This window comes from Microbacterium sp. MMO-10, assembly GCF_037148715.1.
Taxonomy (GTDB): Bacteria; Actinomycetota; Actinomycetes; order Actinomycetales; family Microbacteriaceae; genus Microbacterium.
Genome location: NZ_JBBCSV010000004.1, coordinates 612,309 through 637,973, shown reverse-complemented (window position 1 = coordinate 637,973; position 25,665 = coordinate 612,309). Strand labels below are relative to the sequence as shown.

Here is a 25,665-nt window from a genome sequence, read left to right as displayed (position 1 = left end):
GGGCACCCCGTCGCGGCAACAGGATCAAATCCGCCGCCTGATCAGGAAATCATCGCATCCGCATCGCCAACACCCACTGCCAACGAGGCTCACTCAGCCGCTGACACACGCACCGGATCACTTTCGCAGCGTGCCGTCAAGAGCGCTGAAACCAGCCCACCATTGATTCATCCGATGCAACTCCGCTCACTTGCGCCCTCCAGGCTCGCCTGCCGCCCCTGGAGGGCGACGAGGTCGGGTGCTCGCACGCCGAGCTCGAACGTCTCCTCGACCGTGATCACGCGCTGGTGCCCGCACTCCGCGACGAGCGCGGCCAGCAGTGTCGTCTTCCCGGCATGGGTCGGACCCGAGACGATCACGCTGCGACCGCCCCGCATCGCCTCGGCGAGCAGTGCGGCCGTCGCCGGGGGCAGCATCCCCTGCGCGACGAGGGACTCCAGGCTCCGATAGCGCGGCACGAACTTCCGGATGTTCACCGCCCAGCCGTCGCGGACCACATCCGCGATCGCGACGTGCAGACGGGATCCGTCCGGGAGGGATGCGTCGACGAACGGCTGCCCGATGTCCACACGGCGCCCCGCGGTGTGCAGCATCCGTTCGACCACGTCGCGCAGCTGCGCCTCGCTCACGGCGATCGGCACGCGTTCGCTGCGCCCCGCGCGCGCGACGAACACCTGCGACGGGCCGTTCAGCCAGATCTCCTCGACCGTGTCGTCGTCGAGCAGCGGCTGCAGGGGCCCGTACCCCGCGACTCCCGCGAGGACGTCCCGCACGCAGGCGTCCTCGTCGTCGATCGTCGCCGTGCCGCGGGCGAGGGCCTGATCGTTGTGCCGGCGCACCTCGAACTGGGCGATCCGACGCGCCTCGCCGGGATGGACGGACGGATCCGTGCGCTCGGCGCGCAGGCGTGCACGCACCCTCTCGGTGACGGCGGCGGTGGTGAGGCTCACCCCCGCATCGTGGCAGGATCCGCGGATCCGCCTCGGAAGTTATCCACAGGCCTCCGCGGACGGAGGCTCAGCCGGCGCGGGCGACGTCGTGCAGCGCGTCGACCATCGGCAGCAGCTCCGGCTGCTCGGCGGCATCCGCGAGGACGCGCTCCAGGGTCTCGTCGTGCACGGGACGGGCGCGCTCGTACAGCTCCTGCCCGCTCGGAGTGAGCTCGGTGTAGATCCCCCGACGATCGTCGAGGCACAGGATCCGGGTCAGCAGCCCGCGGTCCTCGAGACGGTTCACCAGGCGCGTGGTCGCGCTCGGGCTCAGGGCGGCGGCGCGGGCGAGCTGCTGCATGCGCATATGCCAGCCGTCCTGGCGGCTCAGCGCCTCCAGCACCGTGTACTCGACCACGGAGAGCCCCGCCTCCGCGGACAGGGCGCGCTCCAGCTCCGCCTCGATCATGGCGTGCAGAGCGGCCATCGTGCGCCATCCGCGGGCACGGATCTCGACGGCGTCATCGGCGATGCCCATGGATCCTCCAAAGTAGTTGCTTGCGCTTTTTATTTGCGCGTGCAAGTATTGTCATCACCGACGCAAAAGACCGCGTCTGCAACTATCTCAACTGTACCAGGAGTCCTCCCATGCCACTCGGCCTGATCGCCCTCGCCCTCGGCGCCTTCGGAATCGGCCTCACCGAGTTCGTCATCATGGGCCTGCTGCCCGAGGTGGCCGCCGACTTCGGCGTCACCGAGGCCGCCGCCGGCTGGCTCATCTCCGGCTACGCGCTGAGCGTCGTCGTCGGTGCGCTGTTCCTCACCGCCGCCACCACGCGCCTCCCCCGCAAGCCCGTGCTGCTCGGCCTCATCGTGCTCTTCATCATCGGCAACGCGCTCACCGCCCTCGCGCCCGGCTACGGCCTCGCCATGGTGGGCCGCATCATCGCCGCCCTCACGCACGGCGCGTTCTTCGGCATCGGATCCGTGCTCGCCGCCTCGCTCGTCCCGGCCGCGAAGAAGGCCGGTGCGATCGCGATCATGTTCACGGGCCTCACCGCGGCCAACGTGCTCGGCGTGCCCTTCGGGACGTTCCTCGGCCAGCAGCTGGGCTGGCGCGCCACGTTCTGGGCGATCGCCGTCATCGGGGTCGTGGCCTTCGCCGGGATCGCACTGCTCGTCCCCGCCACCCACGACATCCCGCCGACCCGCCTGCGCGATGAGCTCGGCGCCTTCCGGTCAGGGCAGGTGTGGCTGTCGCTCATCGTCACCGTGCTCGCATACGGAGGCATGTTCGGGGCCTTCACCTACATCGCCTACACGCTCACCGAGGTCAGCGGCTTCGCGTCGAGCATGGTGCCGTGGCTGCTGGTGTTGTTCGGCGTGGGACTGTTCCTCGGGAACTGGGCCGGCGGCAAGGCGGCAGACCGGTCGATCGACGCGACCCTCCTCGTCTTCATCGCGGCCCTCCTCCTCGTGCTCGTGGGTTTCGCGCTCGTGGCATCGAGCGGGCCGGCCACCGTCGTCGCGCTCTTCCTCATGGGCGGCTTCGGGTTCGGCACGGTCCCCGGCCTGCAGTCGCGGATCATGGGCTATGCCGCATCGGCCCCGACACTGGCTTCCGGAGCGAACATCGGGGCGTTCAACGTCGGCAACGCCCTGGGCGCCTGGGCCGGCGGTGTCGGCATCGCCGCGGGCCTCGGCTACACCTCCCCCATCTGGATCGGCGCGGGGATCACCGCGCTGGCTCTCGTCGTGATGGCCGTGGCAGCCGTGGCCGCCCGCCGAGGCGGCGCCGGCGCGCGCGCCGCGACGCCGGCCACCACCACGACCGCGACTCCGGTTCCCGCGGGCGCCGGACGCTGATCCCGCTCCCCCCTCGGCGACGCCCCCCTCGCCACATCGACACTCTTCGCAAACCGACAGAAGGACGAACGACATGACCGTTCCCACCATCACGCTGAACAACGGCGTGGCCATGCCCCAGCTCGGCTTCGGGGTCTTCCAGGTCCCCGACGACGAGACCACCGCCGCCGTCGCGAGCGCCCTGCAGACCGGGTACCGCAGCATCGACACCGCGGCGATCTACGGCAACGAGCGCGGCGTCGGTCGCGCGATCGCCGAAGCCGGCATCGCGCGCGACGACCTGTTCATCACCTCGAAGGCATGGAACGCCGAGCAGGGCTACGACGCGACCCTGCGCGCCTACGACGCGAGCCTGGAGAAGCTGGGCCTGGACGCCCTCGACCTCTACCTCATCCACTGGCCCGAGCTCGGCGACGGCGACTACGCCGGCACCTGGCGCGGGCTCGAGGCGCTCTACGCCGAGGGCCGGGTGCGCGCGATCGGCGTCTCCAACTTCGAGCCGGTCCACCTCGCGCGGATCCTCGAGACCGGATCCGTCATCCCCGCCGTCAATCAGGTGGAGCTGCACCCCGCCTTCCAGAACCGCGCGGTGGTCGCGGCGGACGCCGCCGCCGGCGTGGCGACCGAGGCCTGGAGCCCGCTCGCCCAGGGCGCGGTGCTGCAGGATCCGGCCGTCACCGCGATCGCCGCCCGGCATGGCCGCACGCCGGCGCAGGTCGTGCTGCGCTGGCACCTGCAGCAGGGTCGCGTGGTGATCCCGAAGTCGGTGACGCCGAGCCGCATCGTCGAGAACTTCGACGTGTTCGGCTTCGACCTCGACCCCGCAGAGCTCGCCGCCATCGACGCGCTCGACCGCGACGGGCGCACGGGCCCGCACCCGCACGACTTCCACGGCTGATCGCCCGACGAAGCGGGTGGATCCGGTCTCAGTAGAATGGATCCACTCGCGGGAGTGGTGAAATTGGCAGACACGCAGGATTTAGGTTCCTGTGCCTCCGGGCGTGTGGGTTCAAGTCCCACCTTCCGCACATGAGCGCCGGGGCGGCCGCAGGCCACCCGCCGGCGCCCTTTCCGTTCCGTGCGCCGCACTCCCAGCCGGACGAGACCTGGCCGCTCTAGACTGCAGAGCAGCCGGCATCTCGGCATCACTCCAGCGACGACTCCACGGACGGGAATCACCTGTGCACCACGCCGCCCTCATCCCCTGGCTCGACCCGAACGTCATCATCAACGGCGCCGGCCCCTGGGCGCTCGCCGTGGTGCTGTTCATCATCTTCGCCGAGACCGGTCTGCTCATCGGATTCCTGCTTCCGGGTGACACGCTGCTGATCATCTCGGGTCTGCTCACCCACACGAACCACGTGTTCGGGGTGGACATCTGGGCCGTCGGCCTGCTGATCGCCCTGGCGGCCTTCCTCGGCGGCGAGGTGGGCTATCTGATCGGGCACAAGGGCGGTCCCGCCGTGTTCGAGCGCAAGGAGTCCGGCCTGTTCAGCCGGAAGAACGTCGAGCGCACGAACCACTTCTTCGAGCGCTTCGGCGGACTGACCGTGATCCTGGCACGCTTCGTGCCCGTGGTCCGCACCTTCGCGCCGGTCGCGGCGGGCGTCGGGCACATGCCGTGGCGCAAGTACAGCCTGTACAACCTCATCGGCGCGCTGATCTGGGGCTTCGGCCTCACCTACGTCGGCTACCTCATCGCGTACATCCCCTGGATCGCCGACCTCGTCACCAAGTACATCGACGTGATCCTGCTCGGCGTCGTCGCCCTCACGCTCGCGGTCACCGTCTGGCACTACCTCAACGAGCGGCGCAAGGCGAAGAAGGAGTCCGCCGCAGGGATCCCGGCCGTCGAGCCGGAGATCTGAGCCGGGCTCAGCCCGCGTCGCGGACGCCCGCGTCGCCCTTCTCGGACGAGGCGGCGCGCGCGGCCTTCGACTTCTCGACGCTCGCCCGCAGGGCCTCCATGAGGTCGATGACCTCGCCACCCTTCTCGGCCGGCGCGAACGTCTCCTCCGTCTCGAACGCCTCCCCCTTCTCGATCTTGGCGTCGATGAGGGTGCGCAGCTCGACCTGGTACTCGTCGACGAACGCGTTCGGATCGAAGTCGCCCGAGAAGCCCTCGACGAGGCTCGCGGACAGCTCCAGCTCCTTGTCCGAGATCGTGACGTCCTCCGTGAGCGCGGGGAAGTCCGCCTCGCGCACCTCGTCGGCCCAGAGCAGCGTCTGCAGCACGAGCACGTCGCCGCGCACCCGCAGCGCCGCCAGGCGCGTCTTCTGCCGCAGCGTGAACCGCACGATCGCCGTCCGATCGGTGGCTTCGAGGGTCTTGCGCAGCAGCACATAGGCCTTGGGGGACTTCGAGTCCGGCTCCAGGTAGTACGCCTTGTCGAGCGTCAGCAGATCGACCTGGTCCGAGGGCACGAACTCCACGACGTCGATCTCGCGGCTGCGCTCGGCGGGCAGCGACTCCAGGCCCTCCTTGGTCAGGACCACGGTCTGCGTCTCGTCCTGGTAGGCCCGGTCGATCTCGGAGTAGGCGACGGTCTCGCCGCAGATCTCGCACACCCGCTTGTACCGGATGCGCCCGCCGTCCGCATCGTGCACCTGGTGCAGCGCGACATCGTGGTCCTCCGTCGCCGAGTACACCTTGACCGGCACGTTGACCAGGCCGAAGGTGAGCGAGCCCTTCCAGATCGTCCTCATGGCACCAGTACACACCACGCGCACGGGGGCGGGATAGCCTGACGGCATGGCAGAGGGCCCGCAGTTCGTGCGCATCGGCGAGCGAAAGCTGCGCGTCACGAACCTCGACAAGGTCGTCTATCCCGAGACCGGCACCACCAAGGGCGAGGTCATCGACTACTACGCGCGGATCGCCCCGCTGTTGTTGCCGGTCGTCGAGGGACGCCCCGTCACGCGCAAGCGCTGGGTCGAGGGCGTCGGCACCGAGGCGGATCCGCAGGGCTCGTTCTTCGCGAAGCAGCTCGAACCGGGCGCCCCCGGGTGGATCCGCCGCCAGGAGATCCCGCACTCCGGCGGCGCCAAGGACTACCCGCTCGTCGACGAGGTCGCGACCCTCGTCTGGATGGCCCAGGTCGCCGCGATCGAGCTGCACATCCCGCAGTGGCGCTTCGCCCCCGACGGGGGCCGGGGCAATCCCGATCGGCTCGTGCTCGACCTGGATCCGGGTCCGGGCGTGACTCTGGCGCAGTGCGCGGAGGTCGCCTTCCTCGCCCGCCGGATCCTGGACGGGATGGGCATGGACGCGGTGCCCGTGACGAGCGGCAGCAAGGGCATCCACCTGTACGCACCGCTTCCCGGCGACCGCACGAGCGACGAGATCTCCGCCTTCGCGCACGCCCTGGCGCGGGCGATCGAGACCGATCGGCCCGACCTCGTCACGAGCGTCATGACCAAGACCCTGCGCGCCGGGAAGGTCTTCCTCGACTGGAGCCAGAACAACGGCAAGAAGACGACGATCGCGCCCTATTCGCTGCGCGGCCGCCCCCAGCCCTGGGTCGCGGCCCCGCGCACCTGGGAGGAGCTGCAGGATCCCGACCTCCGCCAGCTGCGGTTCGACGAGGTGCTCGAGCGGGCCGAGCGCGGGCTCGATCCGTTCGCCGCGATCACGGCCGCGGCTCCGATGCGGGCCGCAGCCTCGACCCGGGACGCGACGCCCCATTCCGGGGCAGCGGACCCCGGGGAATCCGGCCCCGCTCTCCCCCGCAGCACGCCCCCGCGCCTCGACGCTCCCGAGGCGGAGACGCCGGACACCCCCGTCCCCGTCTACTCCCCCATGCTCGCGGAGCACGGCACGCCCGGCACGGCGCGCGGGCTCGGCTGGGCCGAGATCAAGTGGGACGGGATCCGCGCGATCGGCACCTGGTCGGGGGGCCGCTTCCGGCTCCGGGCCCGCAGCGGCACCGACATCACGGACCGCTATCCCGAGCTCACCGCCGACGGCGCTCCGGGCTTCCCGGTCGGGGAGGCCGTGGTCGACGGCGAGATCGTGGCGTTCGACGCGGCGGGCCGGCCCAGCTTCCACCGCCTGCAGGATCGGATGCACCTGACCCTGGCGCGCGAGATCGAGCGCGAGGTCGTCCGCACCCCGGTGCGCTACCACCTGTTCGACCTGCTGCGCCTCGAGGGCCACGACCTGACCCGTCTGCCTTTGCGGGATCGCCGGGAGCTGCTGGAGCAGATCGCGACGGACCTCCCCGCACCGGTGATCGTGCCGCCCGTCTTCGACGATGTGGACGCCGCCCTCGCGACCAGCGCCGCGCTCGACCTCGAAGGAGTGGTGGTGAAGGATCCCGCCTCCGGGTATCTTCCCGGCGGCCGTTCCCCACGGTGGCAGAAGCTCAAGCTCACCCGCACCCAGGAGGCGGTGATCGTGGGGATCCGGCCCGGGAAGGGCGACCGCGCGGGGCGCATCGGGTCGCTGCTGCTCGCGATCCCCGAGCCCGCGCTGCCGTCGGGGCTGCGCTACGTCGGACGCGTCGGGACCGGCTTCACCGACCGGGCGCTGCACGACCTCGGCGCACGGCTGGAACCGCTCCGCTCCTCCGCGCCCGCCGTGGACGGCGTGCCGGTCGCCGACGCCTCGGACGCGCTCTGGGTGCGCCCCGAGCTCGTCGGAGAGGTGGAGTTCGCGAACTGGACCGACGACGGCGTGCTGCGGCACGCGCGATGGCGCGGACTGCGGCCCGACAAGCGCCCGGACGAGGTGGTCGTGGAGGGCTGAGACCCTGCGAAGCCCTCAGGGACCGCCCTCAGGCGTGCACGGCCTCGCAGTCGCCGGCGCTGCCGGATCCCGAGGCGTCCGGCTCGATCTGGAACGTGGAGTGCTCCACGTCGAAATGATCCGCGAGGCAGGACTGCAACTGCGCGAGCAGACCCGACGCGCCCCCGTCGGCGAATGCCGCGGGCTGCACGGACACGTGCGCGGTGAACACGGGCGCCCCGCGGGTGAGCTGCCACACGTGCACGTCATGCACGCCGGTCACACCGGGGTAGTCGAGAAGGTGCTGACGGATCTCGCTCACCGCGGTGCCCTTCGGCGCCGACTCGGCGAGCACCGAGAACACCTCGCGCAGCAGCGAGACCGCCCGCGGGATGATCATCGCGGCGATGATGAGCGAGGCGATGGCGTCGGCGGGCATCCAGCCCGTGGTGATGATGACGATCGCGGCGACGATCACCATCGCGGAGCCGATCAGATCCCCCATGACCTCCAGGTACGCGCCGCGCACGTTGATGCTCGTGCGCTGCGCGGCGCTGAGCAGCCACATCGAGACGCCGTTCGCCACGAGCCCGACGGCGGCGACGGTCAGCATGAGGGGACCGGCGACCTCGACCTCGGACGGATGCAGCAGCCGCGAGACGCCTTCGAACGCAACCCAGGCGGAGAGCAGGATGAGGATGATCGCGTTGACGAGCGCTCCGAAGACCTCGGCGCGCTGGTATCCGAAGGTGCGCCGGTCGTCGGCGGGACGGGCGGCGACCGCGCTCGCGATGAGCGCGATGACGAGGGCGGATGCGTCGGTGAACATGTGCGCCGCGTCGGCGAGCAGTGCCAGCGACCCGCTGAGGATCGCCCCGACCACCTGCACCAGCATGATCGTGCTGGTCAGCGTGAGGGAGATCGCGAGCAGGCGACGGTGACCTGCGGAGCGGATCCCGGAGGCGGGGGCGTGATCGTGCATGCCTCCAGGGTAGAGCCGGGATCCCCCGGTCGGAGGCGTTTTCGCCTAGTCGGGAATGGGGATGATTCTCACTAGCGACCGACGCGACCCTGCCGGGCCGCGACCGCCGGGTTCAGAGCTCGGCGAGCAGCGGCACGAGCGCCACGAAGGCGCGCGCGCGATGCGACTGCGCCTGCTTCTCGTCGGAGGTGAACTCCCCGACCGTGCGCTCGGGATCGGACTGCCCCTCGGGCACGAACACCGGGTCGTAGCCGAATCCGCCCTCGCCGGCGGGGGCGTGCGCGAGGCGGCCCGGCCACTCGCCGCGGACGGTCCATTCCCGCCCGTCGGGCAGGGCGAGCGCGATGACGCTGACGTAGCGGGCGGCTCGGTGCGGATCCGCGATGTCCCGGAGCTGGTCCAGGAGGAGCTCCCGGTTCGCGACGTCGTCCTTCTTCTGCCCCGCCCAGTACGCGGAGAACACCCCGGGCGATCCGCCCAGCACGTCCACCGCGATCCCCGAGTCATCGGCGAGCGCCGGGAGTCCCGTGTGCGCGGCCGCGGCGCGCGCCTTGATGAGCGCGTTCTGCTCGAAGGTCACGCCGTCCTCGACGGGCTCCGGTCCGTCGTAGCCCACGACCTCGAGATCGGGCCGGGTCGCGGCCACGATCTGGCCGAACTCGGCGACCTTGTGCGCGTTGTGCGTCGCGAGGACGATCCTCACGCCCGCTCCTCCGCGAGGGTCGCCACCTGGCGGTCGCGCAGATCGGCGCAGCCGTTCACGCCGAGCTCGAGCAGGGCGTCGAGCTCGCGCTTGTCGAAGGGGGCGCCCTCGGCGGTTCCCTGCACCTCGACGAAGAGACCGCGTCCGGTGACGACGACGTTCATGTCGGTCTCGGCGCGCACGTCCTCGACGTAGGCCAGATCGAGCATGGGCTCGCCGTCGATGATGCCGACCGAGACCGCCGCGACCGAGTCGTGCAGCACCTGGGCCTTCTGCCCGATGAACTTCTTGCGCCGACCCCACTCGATCGCGTCGGCCAGGGCGACGTACGCCCCGGTGATCGCCGCGGTCCGGGTGCCGCCATCGGCCTGCAGGACGTCGCAGTCGATCACGATGGTGTTCTCGCCGAGCGCCTTGGTGTCGACCACGGCGCGCAGGGCCCGGCCGATCAGGCGGGAGATCTCGTGCGTGCGTCCGCCGATGCGGCCCTTGACACTCTCGCGGTCGTTGCGGTCGTTGGTGGCCCGCGGCAGCATCGCGTACTCGGCCGTGACCCAGCCCTTGCCCTTGCCGGTCAGCCAGCGCGGCACGCCGTTCGTGAACGACGCCGTGCACAGCACCTTGGTGTTCCCGAAGCTGATGAGGGCGGATCCCTCGGCCTGGGCGCTCCAGCCGCGCTCGATCGTGATCGGGCGGAGCTGGTCGACGGTGCGGCCATCGGCGCGGACGGTGGACTCGGTCATGGGATCTCCTTGAGGTGGGGAAGGTCGATGACGCCGGTCTGCACGAGCCGGACGCCGCGCACCTCCTGGCCCATCAGGCGGTTGGCGAGGGCGGTGAAGTCGTCGGCCGAGGCGCCGGTCGCCTCGTACACGTAGCGCGGGCAGGCGTCGGGCGAGGCGAGCAGGTCGCCGCGGACGAGCTGCCGGTACACGTCGCCGGCGGTCTCGTCGTCGCTGGAGACGAGCGAGACGCCCTCCCCCATGACGTAGCCGATCGCGCCGCGCAGGAACGGATAGTGCGTGCAGCCCAGCACGAGCGTGTCGACCTCCGCATCGCGCAACGGCGCCAGGTACTCCTCGGCGACCCGGAGCACCTCGGGGGTGTCCGTGATCCCCGCCTCGACGAACTCGACGAAGCGCGGGCATGCCGCCGTGAACACGGCGAGGTTCTCATTCACCTCGAGCATGTCCTGATACGCGCGGGATCCGATCGTGCCGATCGTGCCGATCACGCCGATCCGGCCGTTGCGCGTGGTCGAGATCGCCCGGCGGACGGCCGGGCCGATCACCTCGACGACGGGCACGTCGTAGCGCTCGCGGGCATCGCGCAGCATCGCCGAGGAGGCGGTGTTGCACGCGATCACGAGCATCTTCACGCCCTGGTCGACAAGGGTGTCGAGCACTTCGAGCGAGTAGCGGCGCACGTCGGCGATGGGCTTCGGCCCGTACGGCGAATGGGCCGTGTCGCCGATGTAGACGAAGGACTCCCGGGGCAGCTGCGCGCGGATCGCGCGCGCCACGGTGAGGCCGCCGACTCCGGAGTCGAAGATCCCGATCGGCGCGTCGTTCATGATGATCCAGCCTAGTCGGCGCACGCGTCCCCACGCGCAGGTCGCGCCCCGCGCCCGTATGCTGATCGCCATGACCGCGTCCAGCGCCCTCAAGACCGATCGCTACGAGCTCACGATGCTGGAGGCGGCGCTGCGCGACGGCACCGCCTCGCGGCAGAGCGTGTTCGAGCTGTTCTCCCGGCGTCTGTCCGGCGGACGCCGCTTCGGAGTGGTGGCCGGCACCGGGCGCCTGCTCTCCCTGCTTCGCGACTTCCGGTTCGGCGACGAGGAGCTGCGCTACCTCCGTGACGCGAAGGTCGTGGATGCGGAGGCGCTCCGCTACCTCGAGGGCTATCGCTTCTCCGGCACGATCCGCGGCTACCGCGAGGGCGAGCTGTACTTCCCCGGATCCCCGATCCTCACCGTCGAGGGCACCTTCGCCGACGCCGTGATCCTGGAGACCCTGGCGCTGAGCGTGCTGAACCACGACTCGGCCGTCGCGACCGCGGCCTCGCGGATGAGCATCGCCGCCGGAGAGCGCCCGCTGGCCGAGATGGGGTCCCGGCGCGCCGCGGAGGACTCGGCCATCGCGGCCGCGCGGGCCGCGTTCATCGCCGGCTTCGGCGCCACCAGCAACCTCGAGGCGGGGCGCACCTGGGGCATCCCCACGATGGGCACCGCGGCGCACTCGTGGACCCTGCTGCACGACAGCGAGGAGGACGCCTTCCGCGCCCAGATCGCCGCGCTCGGCACCGGCACGACGCTGCTCGTCGACACCTACGACATCCGGCAGGGCGTCGAGACGGCCATCCGCGTGGCGGGCACGGAGCTGGGCGGGGTGCGCATCGACTCCGGCGACCTGCCGATCATGGCGGCCGAGGTGCGCGCGCAGCTCGACGAGCTCGGCGCGACCGGCACGCGGATCACCGTGACCAGCGATCTGGACGAATACGCGATCGCTGCCCTCGCCGCGTCGCCGGTGGACGCCTACGGGGTCGGGACCTCGGTCGTCACCGGCTCCGGCTACCCCACCGCGAGCATGGTCTACAAGCTCGTCGCCCGCCAGGGCGCGGACGGAGGCTGGGTCGCGGTGGCCAAGGCTTCGGCGGACAAGGCCTCGAAGGGCGGGCGCAAGGCCGCGTTCCGGGTGCTGGCCGACGGGGTCGCGCAGTCCGAGACCGTGCTCGTGGCCGACGGCTTCGAAGAGCTGGGTGCGCAGGACCACCCCGACGGGCGTCCGCTGCAGGTCACCCTCGTCGAGGGCGGCGAGATCGACACCGCGTTCGAGGGCCCCGCCGGCACCGTCGCGGCCCGCGAGCACCACCTCCGGGTGCGGGAGGAACTGCCGGTGCGCGCCCTCGCGCTCAGCAAGTCGGATCCGGCGATCCCCACCGTCTTCGAGGACGTCCGCTAGACCCGGGCGTTTCCCGATCGAGAGGCGGAGCGACGCGTCGAAAGGTCGTCAACCGACCATCGACTCGTAGATCTCCTTGCAGGTGGGGCACACGGGGAACTTCTCCGGATCACGACCCGGGGTCCATTTCTTTCCGCACAGGGCCCGCACGGGCTTGCCGGTCAGAGCGGACTCGAGGATCTTCTCCTTCTTCACGTAGTGGGAGAACCGCTCGTGGTCTCCCGGCTCCTGGAGCTCCTCGTTGAGGAGCTGCTCGAGTTCGCGATCGAGGGTGGCGACGCCGCCCTGATCCGGGGCGTCCAGCGGGGTACTCATGACGGCGAGTCTAATCGCGCGGCGCCGCTCGGGCGCCGCGCGATCGAGGATCCGTGATCCGCTCAGACCGTCTCGACGAACTCCATCAGCTCGGCACCGCGTCGATCGAACGCCCAGGCGCCCGTGCGGACGCCCGCGGCGAGGACCAGCACGCCGGTGACCAGCCCGATCCACAGCGCCGGCGCCGTCGACGCCGTGTCGTCGGTGAGCGCGTGCCACGCCAGCAGAAGGGTGGGCAGGCTCAGCACCACGGCTCCGATCAGGGCCCCGGCCTGGCCCAGCGCGCCGCCGCGCGAGCGCTGCGGCTGCTGGAAAGGGCTGTCGCCGGGACGGGACACGCCGTACGGCGCCACCGCCGAGACCACGCTGGAGAGACCGAGGCCGGTCAGCAGCAGGCTCGTCACCACGCCGATGAGCACCGGGAGCAGCGACCAGCGTCCGATCACCGCGAGGGTGACCGGGATCGCCACCGCGAGCGTCGGGACGGCGATGAGCACGACCGGGACGAGGCGTCCGAGTCGATCGGGCACCCCGCGGACGCCGCTGGCGACGTGGATCCAGAACGCCGTGGAGTCGTAGGCGACGTCGTTGTGCGGCAGCCATCCGAAGAACAGGGCCATCACCGCGACCGGCAGTGCCGCGGCGACCGAGATCGGCACACCCGCGACGAGCAGGGGCACGGCGGTGAGCACTCCGGCGACGGGCACGATCACGACGTTGATGATGTAGCGGCGATCACGCAGCCAGTACACGAGGCTCCGCGCCGCCACGGCGCCGAACGCGTTCGACGGCAGCAGCGCGAACCAGCCGAGGCCGGGTCGCTCGCGCACCGCAGTGGGCCGCTCCCGGGTGGTCAGGGCACGGTGCACGAGCGCGAGCCAGCCTGCCGCGACACCCACGACGCTCAGCACGGCGACGACCCCGGCCACCCAGGCGGCGCCGGTCTGCCCTGCGGTGACCAGGAACGGGAAGGCCGCGGAGGCGCCGAGGGGCGTCATTCCGAGCACCGCGGCCGCCGAGTGCAGGAGCGGCGGAACCGCGCCGGCCCAGCCGAGGGAGGCGACGAACACGCCCACCGGCACGGCCACCACGATCACGGCGAGCGCGAACAGCGCGGTGAGCTCCCGCGAGCGCCGCTCCGGCAGCAGTCGAGCACTGAGCGCCATCCCCGCCCTCGCCGCCAGCACCGCGGTGGCGAGTGTGACCAGTCCGGACAGCACGGCGACCGCCCACGGCGCGCCGAACGAGATCGCGACCCCGACCACCGCCCCCTGGACCAGCAGCAGGGCCAGGCTCGGCACGCTGACGAAGGCGGCGAGCGCGAGGATCGCCGGGAGCCGCCGCTCGTCGACGCCGAAGACGGCGAAGCGGCGCGGATCCAGCTGATCCACCGAGCCTGCGAGGATGGGGGCGACGAAGAAGCCCAGCACCACGGCCGAGCTGCCCAGCACGATCACCGTGTGCGCGGCAGCCTCCGAGGTCTGCGACAGGCTGCGGATGGCGATGACGGCGACGGCCGTCGCGGCGGCGGTGAGCAGCAGCGCCGCCACCGTCCTGGCCACCCGGCTGCGATCGCCGCGCAGGGCGCCGAGCGCGAGCATCAGCCTCAGGCGGAGAACGTGTGCAACCACTCCAGGCCCTCCACCTCGCCGGCCGAGCCGGACAGCTCGATGAACCGCTGCTCGAGGGTCTGGCCCGCCCGCACCTCGTCGACGGTGCCCTCGGCGAGGACCTCTCCGCCCACGATGATCGCGATCCTCTCGCAGACCTGCTCGATCAGGTCCATGCCGTGACTGGAGAGGATGACCGTGCCGCCGTGGGCGACGTACGCACGGAGGATGTCGAGGATGACGCCGGACGACACCGGGTCGACCGACTCGAACGGCTCGTCCAGCACCAGCACGCGCGGGGAATGGATCATCGCACCGGCGAGCATGATCTTCTTGGTCATGCCGGCGGAGTAGTCGGAGACCACCCGGCTGAGCGCGCCGGTCAGATCGAAGGCGCGGGCGAGATCCGCGACGCGCTTCTCGACGACATCGGCGGCGAGGCCGCGCAGCAGCCCGTAGTAGTGCAGCAGCTGTCGGCCGGTGAGCCGGTCGAAGGTGCGCAGCCGGTCCGGCAGCACACCGAGCGCCTTCTTCGCCGCGGCGCTGTCGGCCCTCTGGTCGATGCCGCTGATCAGCACCGTCCCCGCGTCCGGGCGCAGGAGCCCCGCGATGATCGACAGCGTGGTGGTCTTGCCCGCGCCGTTCGGGCCGACGATGCCGTAGAAGGACCCCGCGGGGGCGGTCAGGTCGATGCCGCCGACCGCGACGGTGTCCCCGAAGCGCTTCACCAGCCCGCGGACGACGAGCGCCTGACCCTCGTGCGACGCCGGTACCCGGTCGTCTTCGCCCGGAGCATCAGGCTCGGGCGCCGACGGTGCCGGAGCGGCCGCGCTCTCGGCGCCGATCCCGACGGGGTCGGACGGCTCGTCCGCCACGGCCGGTTCCGATGCCGTCGTGCTCTCCGGCGCGGTCGGTGCGACCGGCACCTGCTCGGCTTCCGTCGCCGCTGCGTCCGTCGTCGCCTCCGCCGCCCTCGACGTGGCTTCCCCCACCGGCCCAGCCGCCCCAGAATCGCTGTCCACAGAAGCATCATGCCCTGCGGCATTCCCTTCAGGCGAGGGGTTCTCGACGGTCTCGTCCGCCGCAGGGGTCGCCTCCTCCGCGGTGGGGACGGTTCCGGCGCCGGCGGCGGTTGTGTCATCCACCGTGGCGGTCGTCTCCTCCGCGGAGGAGGTCGCCTCGTCCGCGGTCGTGGTCGTCTCCTCCGCGGAGGTGGTCGTCTCCTCCGCGGAGGAGGTCGCCTCGTCCGCGGTCGTGGTCGTCTCGTCGACGGTCGTCTCCGGCTCGGCGGGGGCGGCGGGCGCCTCACCCGCGATCGCGGCCGCAGCGGCAGCCGTCGGAGCCTTCCGCGGCGCCCGCCGGGCAGTCGTGGCCTTCGGGGTGGTGCTCTTCGCCGGGGTGCGCTTCGCGGCCGCGGTCCTCGACGCGGTGGTGCTCTCCCCCGCGGCGGCGCTCTTCGCGGCGGCGGTGCTCTTCGCCGTCGTGGTCTTCGCGGCCGCGGTCTTCGCCGTCGTGGCCCTCGCAGCCGTGGTCTTCGCGGCGGTGCTCTTCGCGGTCGTGGTCCGCGGTGTCGCGGCCTTGGCCGCTGCGGTCCGGGCCGTCGAGGTCTTCGCGGCTTGCCGCTTCGGCGCAGCGCCGGCGCCTTCGTCCGCGGCGCCCCCCGACGCTGCGGCGGGTGCCGTCGCACTCTTCGCGGCCGTCGCCTTCTTCGTCGTCGTGCGCGCCGTCCGCGCGGGAGCCGGCGTCGCGGCCTTGACCGCCGCGACCTTGGCCGCCTGCGCCTTGGCGTTCTCGGAGGCGGCCTGCGCCTTGGCGGCGGCCGCCTTCTCGTTCGCGGTCTTCGTCGCGGCGGTGCGCGCCGCGGTCGTGCGCGCTGCCGTGCGCTTGGCCGTGGCCGAGCGCACGGCAGCGGCCTCCCCTTCGGCCTTCACGCGCGCGGTCTGCGCGGCCGACTCCTTTGAGGTGCCGGAGGCGGTCCGGCGAGGCCTCGAGGGAGGAGAGGAATCCTTGGGCGCACGGGGGTCATGGGATGCTCCGGTCATGCCTTTCACGGTATCAACCGACGACGGCGAGGACGGGGGCGACGACCCGAACCGACGTGATCGAGGCCGGAACCGGATCCTCTGACGAACCTGGGAATGCACCGAGCACTCGATAACGGAATGGCATCTCGCCCCTCCTCCGCATGTCCCGCGCGGGGCGGATCGATACCATGGCTTCTGGCACGAGGAAGTGTCCCATCGGTGACTTGACCGTGAACACACGTAACAGGAGCATTTCTGTGACTCTTCAGACCATCATTCTGGCTGCCGGGATGGGCTCGCGCCTCGGGCGCTCCCTCCCCAAGCCGCTGACCGAGCTCAACGACGGACGCTCGATCATGCAGCAGCAGCACGACAACATCCATGCGGCCTTCGGCGAAGACGTGCGCATCACGACCATCGTCGGCTACCGCGCCGAGACGATCATCGAGGCCTTCCCCGATGTGAACTACGTGCACAACGAGCGCTACGACCAGACCAACACGTCCAAGAGCCTCCTGCGCGGTCTCTCCGCGACCGGACGCAGCGGCGTGCTCTGGATGAACGGCGACGTCGTCTTCGACCCGCGCATCCTCGGCCGCGCGATCGCGTTCATCGAGCGCGACCAGTCCTTCGTCACCGTCAACACCGCCAAGGTGAGCGACGAAGAGGTCAAGTATACGGTCGACGCCGAGGGATACATCAAGGAGCTCTCCAAGACCGTCAAGGGCGGCATCGGCGAGGCCGTCGGCATCAATTACGTCTCCTCGCGCGACAAGCAGGCGTTCCTGCGCCAGCTCCAGCGCGTCGACGACCAGGACTACTTCGAGCGCGGCCTCGAGCTGGCGATCGTCGAGAACGGCCTCCTCCTGGAGCCGATGGACATCTCCGACCTCTACGCGGTCGAGGTCGACTTCGCCGAGGACCTGGAGCGGGCGAACCTGTTCGTCTGACCCCCCTCCCTCCGAGCGGGCCCGTGCGATAAGCACGGGCCCGCTCGCGTTAACGGCCGATCTTCAGACGGAGCCGTCCTAGGCTCTGGTCCATGGGGAAGAGCGATGCGAAGCGCAGCAAGCGCGACCAGTCCGTGCAGCGGATCCACTCCCTGCCCGACGACGCCCCGTGGGCCGGCGGGCTGCCTCCGGCGGGATCCTCCGAGCACCCGATGCACATCCGCGGTCTCGACCGGGTCCTCGCCGTGCAGCGTCCGCTCGTGCTCGCGCACATCCGCAGCATCCGGCTGCGGCACCCCGACGCCACACCGTCGCAGATCATCACGCTGCTGGAGCGCCGTTACCTCGCCGCGGTGACGACCGGAGGAGCCGCGGTCGGCGCGACGGCCGTGATCCCCGGCATCGGCACCGGGGTCACCCTCGCGCTGTCCGGCGTCGAGACCGCGGGGTTCGTCGAGACGACGGCGCTGTTCGCCCAGTCGATCGCCGAGGTCCACGGCATCACCGTGGAGAATCCCGATCGCGCCAGGGCGCTCGTGATGACCCTCATGCTCGGCAAGGAGGGCGTGGATCTGATCCGCCAGCTCGCCGGGCAGGCGACGGGCAAGGGCGCAGGCCGTCCCGCCTACTGGGGCGAGCTCGTGACCAAGTCCCTCCCCCGGGCGGCGGTGGGTCCGCTGGCCGACCGGCTCAAGAGCATGCTGATCAAGCAGTTCGCCGGCGTCGGCGGCGCCTCGTTCCTCGGCAAGGCGCTTCCCTTCGGCGTGGGGGCGGTGATCGGCGGCGCGGGCAATCACGTGCTGGGGCGGCGCGTGCTGACCAGTTCCCGTCGTGCCTTCGGGCTCCCGCCGCAGACGCTGCCCGCCGAGCTCGAACCGCAGGAGGGCGCCCAGCGCATCGAGCGCAGGATCGCCCGGGGTGCGCAGCTCGCAGGCGCCGCCGTCGCCGGAGCGGCCGGATCCGCGGCGCGCGGCGTCGGCGTGGTCGGCCGACGCGCGGCGGAGGTCGTGCGACGCCGCCCCGCGCCGGTGTCGGCACCCGAGGCGCCCGGCCCGGAACTGCATCCGACGGCGCCGGATCGGGAGCTCTGAGCGGTCCGCACAGCGGCGCTTCCGGAGGAGTTCTGCACAGCCGTCGTCGCGACCGCGTCCGACGGCGCCGAGCCGTCGGCACCCGCTCTTATCGTGGCGCCATGACCCGCCCATCCGATCCCCCGTCGGCACGGTTCCCCGACGTCTCGTACCCTGTGCCCTGGCGCGTCGATCGGCGCGATCGCACGCATCCGGTCGTGACCAACGCCGACGGCGGCCTCGATTTCGTGCGCGCCTTCGCCCGCACCTCGACGAATCCGGGGCGCACCCTGCTCTGGGGAAGGGTGCGCCCCGGCGAGCAGATGGAGATCTGCCTGTGCGACACCGACGTGGACGACGTGGTCGTCACCCTGGCCTGGTTCCGCCCGGAAGACGGCCTGGAGTACGTCTGGCGGTTCGTCGTCTGAGCGCCGCGGCCGCCGCGGTACTCTCGAATCCGCTCCCCGGGGAGCGCCGAGAACGAGGACGGGATCATGAGCTCTGCACTGACCGGCAACAGCCGCACCACACGGCTGGCGCTGCTCGTGGGCGTCGCCGCCGCAACCGTGGGCATCATCTACGGCTACGACTCCTCCAACATCGGCGGGGCGATGCTGTACCTGGCCAAGGACTTCCACCTCGATCCCGCCGCGCAGTCCTGGGTCACCACCACGGTGGTCGTCGGCGAGATCCTCGGGGCGCTCTTCGGCGGCGCGCTGGCCAACCGCATCGGCCGTAAGCCGACCATGGTCGCCGTCGCCCTGGCCTTCGCCGTGTTCTCCCTGCTGTCCGGTCTCGCCCCGGCCCTGTGGGTGCTGGTCGCCGCCCGTTTCCTGCTCGGACTCACCATCGGCGTCTCGGTCGTCGTCGTCCCGGTCTTCGTCGCCGAGTCCGCGCCCACCCGCTCGCGCGGCGCGTTCCTCGTGCTGTACCAGGTCGCCACCGTCTCCGGCATCATCCTCGGCTACCTCGTGGCCATGGCCCTCGCGCCGACCGAGAGCTGGCGATGGATGCTGGGGCTCGCGGCGATCCCCGGCGTGGTCATCACCCTGGTCCTGCTGCGCCTGCCCGACACCGCGCGCTGGTACGTCATGAAGGGCCGCACCTCGGAGGCCCGTGCCACCCTCGCCCGCATCGAGGGCCCCGAGATCGACGTCGACGCCGAGATCGAGACGATCACCGCGGGCTTCGCCTCCGCGCACACCGCATCGTGGCGCGATCTGCTGCGCAAGCCGTTCCTCCGTGCCACGCTGTTCGTCGTCGGACTCGGGTTCTTCGTGCAGCTCACCGGCATCAACGCGATCGTCTACTACAGCCCCCGGATCTTCGAGGCGATGGGGTTCACGGACGACATCGTGAAGCTGGGACTCTCCGCCCTGGTCCAGGTCGCCGGGCTCGTCGCGGTCTTCATCGCCCTGCTCGTGATCGACCGGATGGGGCGCCGCCCGGTGCTGTTGATCGGCATCGGGACCATGATCCTGGCGAACCTGCTGCTCGTGATCGTGTTCGCGATCGGGGGCGGCCACTTCGACGGCGCCCTCACGATCGCCGGGTTCATCGGACTCGTGCTCTTCACCGCCGGCTTCACGTTCGGTTTCGGTTCCCTGGTCTGGGTCTACGCCGGCGAGGCGATGCCGGCGCACCTGCGCTCGCTCGGTGCGAGCGTGATGCTGACGAGCGACCTGGTGGCGAACGTCATCGTCGGCGCGCTCTTCCTGACGATGCTCAACGCCCTCGGCGGCGCGGGCACCTTCGCCGCCTTCGGGGTGATCGCGATCCTCGCCTTCTTCTTCGTGGTGTGGCTGGCTCCCGAGACCAAGGGGCGCCCGCTCGAGGACATCGGCCAGTACTGGCAGAACGGCGGACGCTGGTAGCCCGACGCGCCCGGACGGCCCTCCCGCCGGTCTTGCAGGCCGGACGTGCAAGGATCGACGGGTGAGCCACCCCGACCCGTCCTCCCCCGGCGCGGATGCCCCGCTGTCCGGCGCGGGCGTGTCGTTCGTGATGCCGGTGCTGAACGAGCGCACCTATCTCGAGCACGCCGTGGAGTCGGTGCTCGCGCAGGACGTGGACGGCCCCACGGAGCTCGTGCTCGCGCTCGGCCCGTCCTCCGACGGCACCACCGACCTCGCCGAGCGCCTGGCGGCCCGCGAGCCGCGGCTGCGGATCGTGCACAACCCGGCCGCCGACATCCCGGTCGGCCTCAACGCGGCGATCCGCGCCAGCGCGCATCCGACCATCATCCGGGTCGACGCGCACTCCGAGCTCTCCCCCGGGTACGCCCGGCGCGCGATCCAGACGCTGGAGCGAACCGGCGCCGCGAACGTCGGAGGGGTCATGCGTGCCGACGGCCGCACCCCGTTCCAGGCGGCCGTGGCCCGCGCGTACAATTCGCCGGTCGGTCTCGGCGGCGGCAGCTACCACGGAGGGACCAGGGAGGGAGCCGCCGAATCGGCCTACCTGGGCGTCATGCGCCGCAGCGTGCTGGACGAGGTCGGCCTGTTCGACGAGTCGATCCGCCGCGGCGAGGACTGGGAGCTCAATCTGCGGATCCGCCAGGCGGGGTACGCGGTGTGGTTCGATCCGCAGCTCGCGGTGACCTACTGGCCGCGGGAGAGCTGGATCCGGCTGGCGCGGCAGTTCCGCTCGACCGGAGCCTGGCGCGGCGAGCTGGTGCGCCGCTACGGGCGCAGCAACGGCGTGCGCTTCTTCGCGCCCCCGGCGCTCCTCGTCCTCCTCGCGCTCGCCGTGGTCACGGGGGTGCTGCAGCTCACGGGCGTCCTCTCGGGCGTCGCCGGCGTGATCGCGTCGGCGGTGTATCTGCCGCTCGTCGCCTATGCGCTGCTCGTGATCGCGATGGCGCTGGCTCCGGGGCGCCCGACCGATCCGCCGCGGAGCCCGCGGGAGCGCATCTGGACGCTCGCCGTGCTGCCGACGATGCACCTCTCCTGGGGGCTCGGGTTCCTCATGGGCGTGCTGCGCGGCGCGCACGACACGGTCGACACCTCACGGCTCGGCACGCGGAACACCCCGCTGCCCTGAGCGGCCTCCGCGCTCGGCGGCCCCGGGCGGGACGGCTCAGCCGTCGAGCCAGCCGAGATCCAGGATCCGGTCGACGACCCGCGCGGACGCGGACCCGTCGTCGCGGCCGTTGAACTGCGCCTGCCAGGCGACGTAGGACGCGGCGTGCTCCGCGACCGCCGACACGTCGGAGAGCGCCGCCACGAGCTCCTCCTGCGTGCGCACAAGGGGGCCGGGTGCACGGGCCGGGAGGTCGAAGTAGAAGCCGCGGAGCTTGCCGCGGTAGTGCTCGAGATCCGGCACCAGGAAGTAGATGGGCTTGCCGGTGGCGCTGAAGTCGAACATCACCGACGAGTAGTCGGTGATCAGCGCATCGGCGGCGAGCAGCAGCTCCGCGGTATCGGGATAGCCGGTGACGTCGATGACCCGGGATCCGGCCTGGTCGCGGCCGGGGCGGATGGTGCGGGAGTGGCCGCGGACGAGCACGACCGCGTCGGCGGCCTCGGCGAGCGCGGTCGGATCCAGGAAGTCGACCATCTCCGACCGGTCGTCCCGCCAGGTCGGCGCGTACAGCAGCACCCGCTCCGACGGACCGATGCCGAGCGCATCGCGGATGCGCGCGGCATCGCCGGTGACGAGCACATCGTTGCGCGGGTAGCCGTCCACCCACACCGGCCGCTGCAGGAAGGCGTAGGCCTTGCGCAGCACCCGCTCCGCGTACGGGTTCTGGGCGAGCAGGGCGTCCCAGCGTCGCGATTCGCGGAACACGGCGAGCCAGCGCCGCGGGTGCAGGCCGGGGCGATGCAGGGCGAGACGCTTGAGGGGCGTGCCGTGCCAGGTCTGGAGCACGCGTTGCCCGGGCTTGCGGTCGAAGCGGCGGCGCAGCCAGTCGTTCACCACGAGCAGCCGTGCATCGGCACGCGCCCGCCACCACTCCGGCGATCCTTCCACGACCGCGATCGCCCCCTCCGGGACCGGGATCGAGAGGTCGACCACGCTCCAGTACCGGGTCACTCCTGGGGCGCGCGCCGCGAGCTCGCGGTCGATCGCGCCCGGGTTGCAGCCGCTGGACTGCCCGTAGAAGGACTCGAAGAACACCGCGTTCTCCCCCGCGCCGGGAAGCGCGGCGTAGCGCCCCTCCAGGGCGAGCCGCCCCTCGGCGGTCTCGTACACCGGGTCGACCGGCGGGTCGATGCGCACGGCGCCGTCCGCGCCGACGCGGAGCCCGGCCAGCACGACGGTCTCGAGCACGGGCACGTCGACCGCGCGTCCGTCGAGCAGGAGCGCGTAGTCGCCGCTCGGCAGCGGGAGCACCGGCCCGCCCCATCGCGCAGCCTGCAGCGGCAGCACGGCGCTCCAGCCGGGGTCGTCCCGGTCCGCATCGACGCCGGCCCGGGAGACGGCACGGCGGCCGGCGAGCTCGATCTCGGCGGGAGCGGTCCCCTCTCCGCCGATCAGCAGCGCCTGCTGCTCCTCGTCGACGCGGACGCTCGTGACGCGGCTCGTCATGGGGTTCCCTTCGCTGCGGGGGTCGGGCGGGCGGCGCTCCTGGCGTCGCCGGTACGGGCGAGGATCGCGCCGAGGACGCGGGCCGTGTTCCGGCCGTCCCGATGGGCGTGCATGCGCGCGCTGAGCGCGCGGGAGAGCTCGGCGCGGCGGTCGCGCTCTTCGACGTCGGAGAGGGTCGCCTCGAGCTGACCCCCGGCCTCCGCCCAGTCGCTCGCAGGGTCGCCGCCGGCGACCTCGGCGTACGTCCCGTAGAAGCCGCGGGCGGCGGCGTACTCCTCGGGATCCGGGGCGAGATAGACGACGGGCATGGACAGCAGCCCCACGTCATAGGCGAGTGACGAGTAGTCGGTCACGAGCACATCGACCGCGGGCAGCACGGGCGTGATGTCCGCGACGGTCGAGGAACCGATCATCCGCACGCGGTCTGTGGGGACCGGCGGGCTGTAGTCGCCCTCGCCGAGCGGGTGCGAGCGCACGAGCAGCACGCTGTCGGTGCGCTCCAGCACGCCGAGCAGATCCGCCCACTCCGCAGCGGTCGGGACCGAGGGGTCCGGCGCCCCGTCCCGCCAGGTGGGCGCGTACAGCACGACGCGCGCGCTGTCCGCGATCGGTCCGACCGCGGCGTCCCGTCGCGCGATCGCGCGCGCTCGGCGTTCCTCCGGATCCCCGGCGGAGAGCACGTCGACGCGCGGCTCGCCGGTGACGAGAACCTGCCGGACGCCGAGGGCGAACGCCGATTCCAGGCGCCCGCGGGACCGGTCGGATGCGGCGGGGAGCACCCGGATGCGCCGGGTCTGGCCGCGGTACAGGAACCCGAGCAGGCGCTGCAGCGGGACGAAGCCCGGCAGGAACGCGCTCTGCACGGTGGCCGGGGAGTCCAGCCCGATGCGCTTGAGCGGGATGCCGTGCCAGAGCTGCACGATCACAGGAGGGCGTGGGAACGCACCCGAGGTGGCGTACCGGTTGACGTCGCCGAAGCCGTGCGTGACCACGACCACTCCGGCCCGGGCGGTCGCCCACCAGCCGCGCAGACCGCTCTTCGGGATCGACCTGATGCCGAGTTCGTCCGCATCGCGTCGCTCGCGCTCGGACCCCGTCAGCCAGAGCGGCTCGAGACCGCTCTCCACGGCCGCGTGCCAGAGGGCGAGGGCGCCGTCGCCGATGCCGGCGCCGCACCCGATCACCCAGCCCCGCCCCCGCGGGACGACGAGGGTTCCCAGCCTGCCGAGCAGATACAGCGGGATCCTCAGCAGCTTGCCGGCGTTACCCGCACGGAAGGAGAAGGACGCCACCCCGCGAGCCTACCGGCCGGGGACTCGGTGCGGAAAAGGAGAGCGCCGCCGTCCCGGCCACAGCGCGGATTCGCGCCCCCGACGGAGAAGACGCCACCCGCGACGTGTCGCGGGTGGCGTCTTCCTCAGCGCAAGGATCAGGAGCGGCCGCTCACGGGGCGAGGGTCCCCAGGGTGACCTTGATCTCCTGGCTCTGACCGTTGCGGACGACGGTCAGCGTGGCCGTGCTCCCCCCGGCGACGGAGCGCACCTGCGCGGTCAGGTCGCTGGCGTCGGTGATCGGGTTCCCGTTGAAGCCCGTGACGACGTCGCCCGCCTGGATGCCGGCGTTCGCCGCGGCGCCCCCGTTCGTGACCGACGCGATCGCCGCGCCGACGACCGTCGCGCCCTTCTGAGCGCTCGCGTCCTGCACCGTCGCACCCAGCAGGCCGTGCGTGGCCTTGCCGTCGGCGATGATGTCGTTGGCGATGCGCTTGGCGATGTTCGACGGGATCGCGAAGCCGACCCCGATGTTGCCGGACTGTCCCGACGAGGAGGACGAGGATCCGGCGCTCGCGATCGCGACGTTCACTCCGATGAGCTTGCCGTCGCTGTCGACGAGTGCGCCGCCCGAGTTGCCGGGGTTGATCGCCGCGTCGGTCTGGATGACCGAGATCGAGATCGTCGCGGCGGAGCTCTGCGAGCCGGAGCCGCGGCCCGGGATGTCGAACTGGAACGGCTGCTGCGAGCCGTCCTGGTTCGGGCTCTGCTGCTGGTCGCCGCTCGAGCCCTGAGACGGGGCCGCCGAGGACTGGATCTGGATGCTGCGGTTGAGCGCGCTGACGATGCCGGTCGTGACGGAGTTGGAGAGCCCCAGCGGCGCGCCGACGGCGACCGTCATGGACCCGACGTTGAGCTTGGACGAGTCGGCGAACTCCATCGGAGTCAGGCTCGAGCCGTCCTTGACCTGGATCACCGCCATGTCGTAGGTCGCGTCGATCCCGACCACGGTGGCCTCGAGGATGCGGCCGTCCGAGGTCGTCACCGTGATGGCGGGGTCGGAGACCTCGCCGTCCAGGGTCACCACGTGCGCATTGGTGAGGATGTGCCCCTGCTTGTCGAGCACGATGCCGGATCCGGATCCTGCGGCGCTGGATCCCGAGACCTCGATCGTCACGACCGACGGCACGGCCTTCGCCGCGATCGCCGTGGCCTCCGACACGGACTCGGGGTTGTTCACGGTCACGGTGCTGGGCCCCGTCACGCCCTTCGAGGACGACGAGCTCGAGGCGGTCAGCGAGCCGTAGCCGACCGCGCCGCCGACGCCGGCGATGCCGCCGACCAGGGCCGCCGCGATGATGATGGCGGCGATCTTGCCGCCGCCGACGCCGCTCTTCGCCTTGTGCTCGATGGTCGGGGTCGCGGCCGCGCCGAAGGCGGCGCCGGTGTGGACGCCCGGGTGACCGGGGTTGCCCGGCTGTGCCGGGTGGGCCTGCCCCTGCGGCGCGTACATCCCGGTCGGCGGGAGGGGAGTGGTGGGAGCCGTCGCGCCGGCCTGTGCGGCGGCGTCGGCGGCGGGGGTGGACGAGAACGCCGGGGGCACGGAGTGTCCGGCGTCGGGGTGAGGCGTCTGCTCGTTCATGTCTGCTCCTTCGAACCTTGCCCTTACAGACTGACGGCCGTTTCTGTGTTTTTCTTATGCCCGCTGGGAGATTCCGCTATG

23 protein-coding genes and 1 tRNA gene are annotated in these 25,665 nt (G+C 71.6%); 11 read left to right on the top strand and 13 right to left on the bottom strand.

Going from position 1 to position 25,665, the window contains the following annotated elements:
• Positions 1-167: 167 nt before the first annotated feature.
• Together WFJ17_RS15675 and WFJ17_RS15670 are read right to left on the bottom strand one after the other, a co-directional pair.
• Complete coding sequence (locus tag WFJ17_RS15675; RefSeq protein ID WP_336648894.1) at positions 168-950, bottom strand: CpaF family protein; 783 nt, start codon at positions 948-950, stop codon at positions 168-170.
• A 67-nt stretch (positions 951-1,017) separates the two neighbouring features.
• Positions 1,018-1,467, bottom strand: a complete 450-nt coding sequence (locus WFJ17_RS15670; protein WP_251447140.1) for a MarR family winged helix-turn-helix transcriptional regulator — start codon at positions 1,465-1,467, stop codon at positions 1,018-1,020.
• 110 nt (positions 1,468-1,577) lie between these two features.
• On the opposite strand from WFJ17_RS15670, the gene WFJ17_RS15665 reads away from it, so the two are divergent.
• From WFJ17_RS15665 to WFJ17_RS15650, 4 genes are all read left to right on the top strand, one after another.
• Entirely contained in the window at positions 1,578-2,795 is a 1,218-nt protein-coding gene (locus tag WFJ17_RS15665; RefSeq protein ID WP_336648893.1) for an MFS transporter, read from the top strand.
• A 73-nt stretch (positions 2,796-2,868) separates the two neighbouring features.
• Positions 2,869-3,693, top strand: coding sequence for an aldo/keto reductase (locus WFJ17_RS15660; RefSeq protein WP_336648892.1), 825 nt, complete (start codon positions 2,869-2,871; stop codon positions 3,691-3,693).
• Between the two features lie 48 nt (positions 3,694-3,741).
• Positions 3,742-3,823 (top strand) — tRNA-Leu (locus tag WFJ17_RS15655).
• Between the two features lie 153 nt (positions 3,824-3,976).
• Complete coding sequence (locus tag WFJ17_RS15650; protein WP_292888612.1) at positions 3,977-4,663, top strand: DedA family protein; 687 nt, start codon at positions 3,977-3,979, stop codon at positions 4,661-4,663.
• Positions 4,664-4,670: 7 nt separating this feature from the next.
• Here the strand turns inward: WFJ17_RS15650 and ku are convergent, their stop codons facing one another.
• Entirely contained in the window at positions 4,671-5,501 is an 831-nt protein-coding gene (ku, locus tag WFJ17_RS15645) for a non-homologous end joining protein Ku (RefSeq protein ID WP_336648891.1), read from the bottom strand.
• A gap of 46 nt (positions 5,502-5,547) precedes the next feature.
• Here ku and ligD point away from each other — a divergent pair, with 46 nt between their 5' ends.
• A complete protein-coding gene (ligD, locus tag WFJ17_RS15640) occupies positions 5,548-7,542 on the top strand; it encodes a non-homologous end-joining DNA ligase (protein WP_336648890.1) in 1,995 nt (664 codons plus the stop codon).
• A gap of 28 nt (positions 7,543-7,570) precedes the next feature.
• Here ligD and WFJ17_RS15635 read toward each other — a convergent pair whose 3' ends face one another.
• The 4 genes from WFJ17_RS15635 to murI all read right to left on the bottom strand — a co-directional run bounded on the left by WFJ17_RS15635 (position 7,571) and on the right by murI (position 10,779).
• Entirely contained in the window at positions 7,571-8,503 is a 933-nt protein-coding gene (locus WFJ17_RS15635) for a cation diffusion facilitator family transporter (protein ID WP_251447121.1), read from the bottom strand.
• Positions 8,504-8,615: 112 nt separating this feature from the next.
• Positions 8,616-9,206: an RdgB/HAM1 family non-canonical purine NTP pyrophosphatase gene (rdgB, locus tag WFJ17_RS15630; protein WP_292888619.1), complete on the bottom strand. Its 591-nt coding sequence runs from the start codon at positions 9,204-9,206 to the stop codon at positions 8,616-8,618.
• Positions 9,203-9,949: a ribonuclease PH gene (rph, locus tag WFJ17_RS15625; protein ID WP_251447115.1), complete on the bottom strand. Its 747-nt coding sequence runs from the start codon at positions 9,947-9,949 to the stop codon at positions 9,203-9,205. The genes rdgB and rph overlap by 4 nt, the downstream gene beginning before the upstream one ends.
• Positions 9,946-10,779, bottom strand: a complete 834-nt coding sequence (gene murI / locus WFJ17_RS15620) for a glutamate racemase (protein ID WP_336648889.1) — start codon at positions 10,777-10,779, stop codon at positions 9,946-9,948. The genes rph and murI overlap by 4 nt, the downstream gene beginning before the upstream one ends.
• A 70-nt stretch (positions 10,780-10,849) precedes the next feature.
• Here murI and WFJ17_RS15615 point away from each other — a divergent pair, with 70 nt between their 5' ends.
• The gene (locus WFJ17_RS15615) at positions 10,850-12,172 is read left to right on the top strand and encodes a nicotinate phosphoribosyltransferase (RefSeq protein WP_336629913.1); all 1,323 of its coding nucleotides are present in this window, start codon (positions 10,850-10,852) and stop codon (positions 12,170-12,172) included.
• Positions 12,173-12,220: 48 nt separating this feature from the next.
• Here WFJ17_RS15615 and WFJ17_RS15610 read toward each other — a convergent pair whose 3' ends face one another.
• The 3 genes from WFJ17_RS15610 to WFJ17_RS15600 all read right to left on the bottom strand — a co-directional run bounded on the left by WFJ17_RS15610 (position 12,221) and on the right by WFJ17_RS15600 (position 16,028).
• Entirely contained in the window at positions 12,221-12,487 is a 267-nt protein-coding gene (locus WFJ17_RS15610; RefSeq protein ID WP_045272272.1) for a DUF3039 domain-containing protein, read from the bottom strand.
• A gap of 62 nt (positions 12,488-12,549) precedes the next feature.
• Complete coding sequence (locus tag WFJ17_RS15605) at positions 12,550-14,088, bottom strand: hypothetical protein (RefSeq protein WP_336648888.1); 1,539 nt, start codon at positions 14,086-14,088, stop codon at positions 12,550-12,552.
• A gap of 5 nt (positions 14,089-14,093) precedes the next feature.
• Positions 14,094-16,028, bottom strand: a complete 1,935-nt coding sequence (locus WFJ17_RS15600) for an ABC transporter ATP-binding protein (RefSeq protein ID WP_336648887.1) — start codon at positions 16,026-16,028, stop codon at positions 14,094-14,096.
• 350 nt (positions 16,029-16,378) lie between these two features.
• Here WFJ17_RS15600 and WFJ17_RS15595 point away from each other — a divergent pair, with 350 nt between their 5' ends.
• From WFJ17_RS15595 to WFJ17_RS15575, 5 genes are all read left to right on the top strand, one after another.
• Entirely contained in the window at positions 16,379-17,071 is a 693-nt protein-coding gene (locus WFJ17_RS15595; RefSeq protein ID WP_251447102.1) for a phosphocholine cytidylyltransferase family protein, read from the top strand.
• Between the two features lie 92 nt (positions 17,072-17,163).
• Positions 17,164-18,162 (top strand): hypothetical protein, encoded by a 999-nt coding sequence (locus tag WFJ17_RS15590; RefSeq protein WP_251447100.1) that lies wholly within the window; start codon positions 17,164-17,166, stop codon positions 18,160-18,162.
• 101 nt (positions 18,163-18,263) lie between these two features.
• Positions 18,264-18,569: a hypothetical protein gene (locus WFJ17_RS15585; protein WP_251447098.1), complete on the top strand. Its 306-nt coding sequence runs from the start codon at positions 18,264-18,266 to the stop codon at positions 18,567-18,569.
• Positions 18,570-18,635: 66 nt separating this feature from the next.
• Positions 18,636-20,015, top strand: coding sequence for a sugar porter family MFS transporter (locus tag WFJ17_RS15580; protein WP_292888632.1), 1,380 nt, complete (start codon positions 18,636-18,638; stop codon positions 20,013-20,015).
• Positions 20,016-20,145: 130 nt separating this feature from the next.
• A complete protein-coding gene (locus WFJ17_RS15575; RefSeq protein ID WP_251447282.1) occupies positions 20,146-21,183 on the top strand; it encodes a glycosyltransferase family 2 protein in 1,038 nt (345 codons plus the stop codon).
• Between the two features lie 36 nt (positions 21,184-21,219).
• Here the strand turns inward: WFJ17_RS15575 and WFJ17_RS15570 are convergent, their stop codons facing one another.
• The 3 genes from WFJ17_RS15570 to WFJ17_RS15560 all read right to left on the bottom strand — a co-directional run bounded on the left by WFJ17_RS15570 (position 21,220) and on the right by WFJ17_RS15560 (position 25,584).
• Positions 21,220-22,671: a CDP-glycerol glycerophosphotransferase family protein gene (locus tag WFJ17_RS15570; protein WP_336648886.1), complete on the bottom strand. Its 1,452-nt coding sequence runs from the start codon at positions 22,669-22,671 to the stop codon at positions 21,220-21,222.
• Positions 22,668-23,963, bottom strand: coding sequence for a CDP-glycerol glycerophosphotransferase family protein (locus WFJ17_RS15565; protein WP_336648885.1), 1,296 nt, complete (start codon positions 23,961-23,963; stop codon positions 22,668-22,670). The genes WFJ17_RS15570 and WFJ17_RS15565 overlap by 4 nt, the downstream gene beginning before the upstream one ends.
• A gap of 151 nt (positions 23,964-24,114) precedes the next feature.
• Entirely contained in the window at positions 24,115-25,584 is a 1,470-nt protein-coding gene (locus tag WFJ17_RS15560) for a S1C family serine protease (RefSeq protein ID WP_251447089.1), read from the bottom strand.
• Positions 25,585-25,665 lie beyond the last annotated feature (81 nt).

Coding starts and splice junctions, on each gene's coding strand:
- WFJ17_RS15670 (WP_251447140.1), bottom strand. CDS start 1,467: ATGGGCATCGCCGATGACGCCGTCGAGATCCGTGCCCGCGGATGGCGC.
- WFJ17_RS15665 (WP_336648893.1), top strand. CDS start 1,578: ATGCCACTCGGCCTGATCGCCCTCGCCCTCGGCGCCTTCGGAATCGGC.
- WFJ17_RS15660 (WP_336648892.1), top strand. CDS start 2,869: ATGACCGTTCCCACCATCACGCTGAACAACGGCGTGGCCATGCCCCAG.
- ku (WP_336648891.1), bottom strand. CDS start 5,501: ATGAGGACGATCTGGAAGGGCTCGCTCACCTTCGGCCTGGTCAACGTG.
- ligD (WP_336648890.1), top strand. CDS start 5,548: ATGGCAGAGGGCCCGCAGTTCGTGCGCATCGGCGAGCGAAAGCTGCGC.
- WFJ17_RS15635 (WP_251447121.1), bottom strand. CDS start 8,503: ATGCACGATCACGCCCCCGCCTCCGGGATCCGCTCCGCAGGTCACCGT.
- rph (WP_251447115.1), bottom strand. CDS start 9,949: ATGACCGAGTCCACCGTCCGCGCCGATGGCCGCACCGTCGACCAGCTC.
- murI (WP_336648889.1), bottom strand. CDS start 10,779: ATGAACGACGCGCCGATCGGGATCTTCGACTCCGGAGTCGGCGGCCTC.
- WFJ17_RS15615 (WP_336629913.1), top strand. CDS start 10,850: ATGACCGCGTCCAGCGCCCTCAAGACCGATCGCTACGAGCTCACGATG.
- WFJ17_RS15610 (WP_045272272.1), bottom strand. CDS start 12,487: ATGAGTACCCCGCTGGACGCCCCGGATCAGGGCGGCGTCGCCACCCTC.
- WFJ17_RS15605 (WP_336648888.1), bottom strand. CDS start 14,088: ATGCTCGCGCTCGGCGCCCTGCGCGGCGATCGCAGCCGGGTGGCCAGG.
- WFJ17_RS15590 (WP_251447100.1), top strand. CDS start 17,164: ATGGGGAAGAGCGATGCGAAGCGCAGCAAGCGCGACCAGTCCGTGCAG.
- WFJ17_RS15585 (WP_251447098.1), top strand. CDS start 18,264: ATGACCCGCCCATCCGATCCCCCGTCGGCACGGTTCCCCGACGTCTCG.
- WFJ17_RS15580 (WP_292888632.1), top strand. CDS start 18,636: ATGAGCTCTGCACTGACCGGCAACAGCCGCACCACACGGCTGGCGCTG.
- WFJ17_RS15575 (WP_251447282.1), top strand. CDS start 20,146: ATGCCGGTGCTGAACGAGCGCACCTATCTCGAGCACGCCGTGGAGTCG.
- WFJ17_RS15570 (WP_336648886.1), bottom strand. CDS start 22,671: ATGACGAGCCGCGTCACGAGCGTCCGCGTCGACGAGGAGCAGCAGGCG.
- WFJ17_RS15560 (WP_251447089.1), bottom strand. CDS start 25,584: ATGAACGAGCAGACGCCTCACCCCGACGCCGGACACTCCGTGCCCCCG.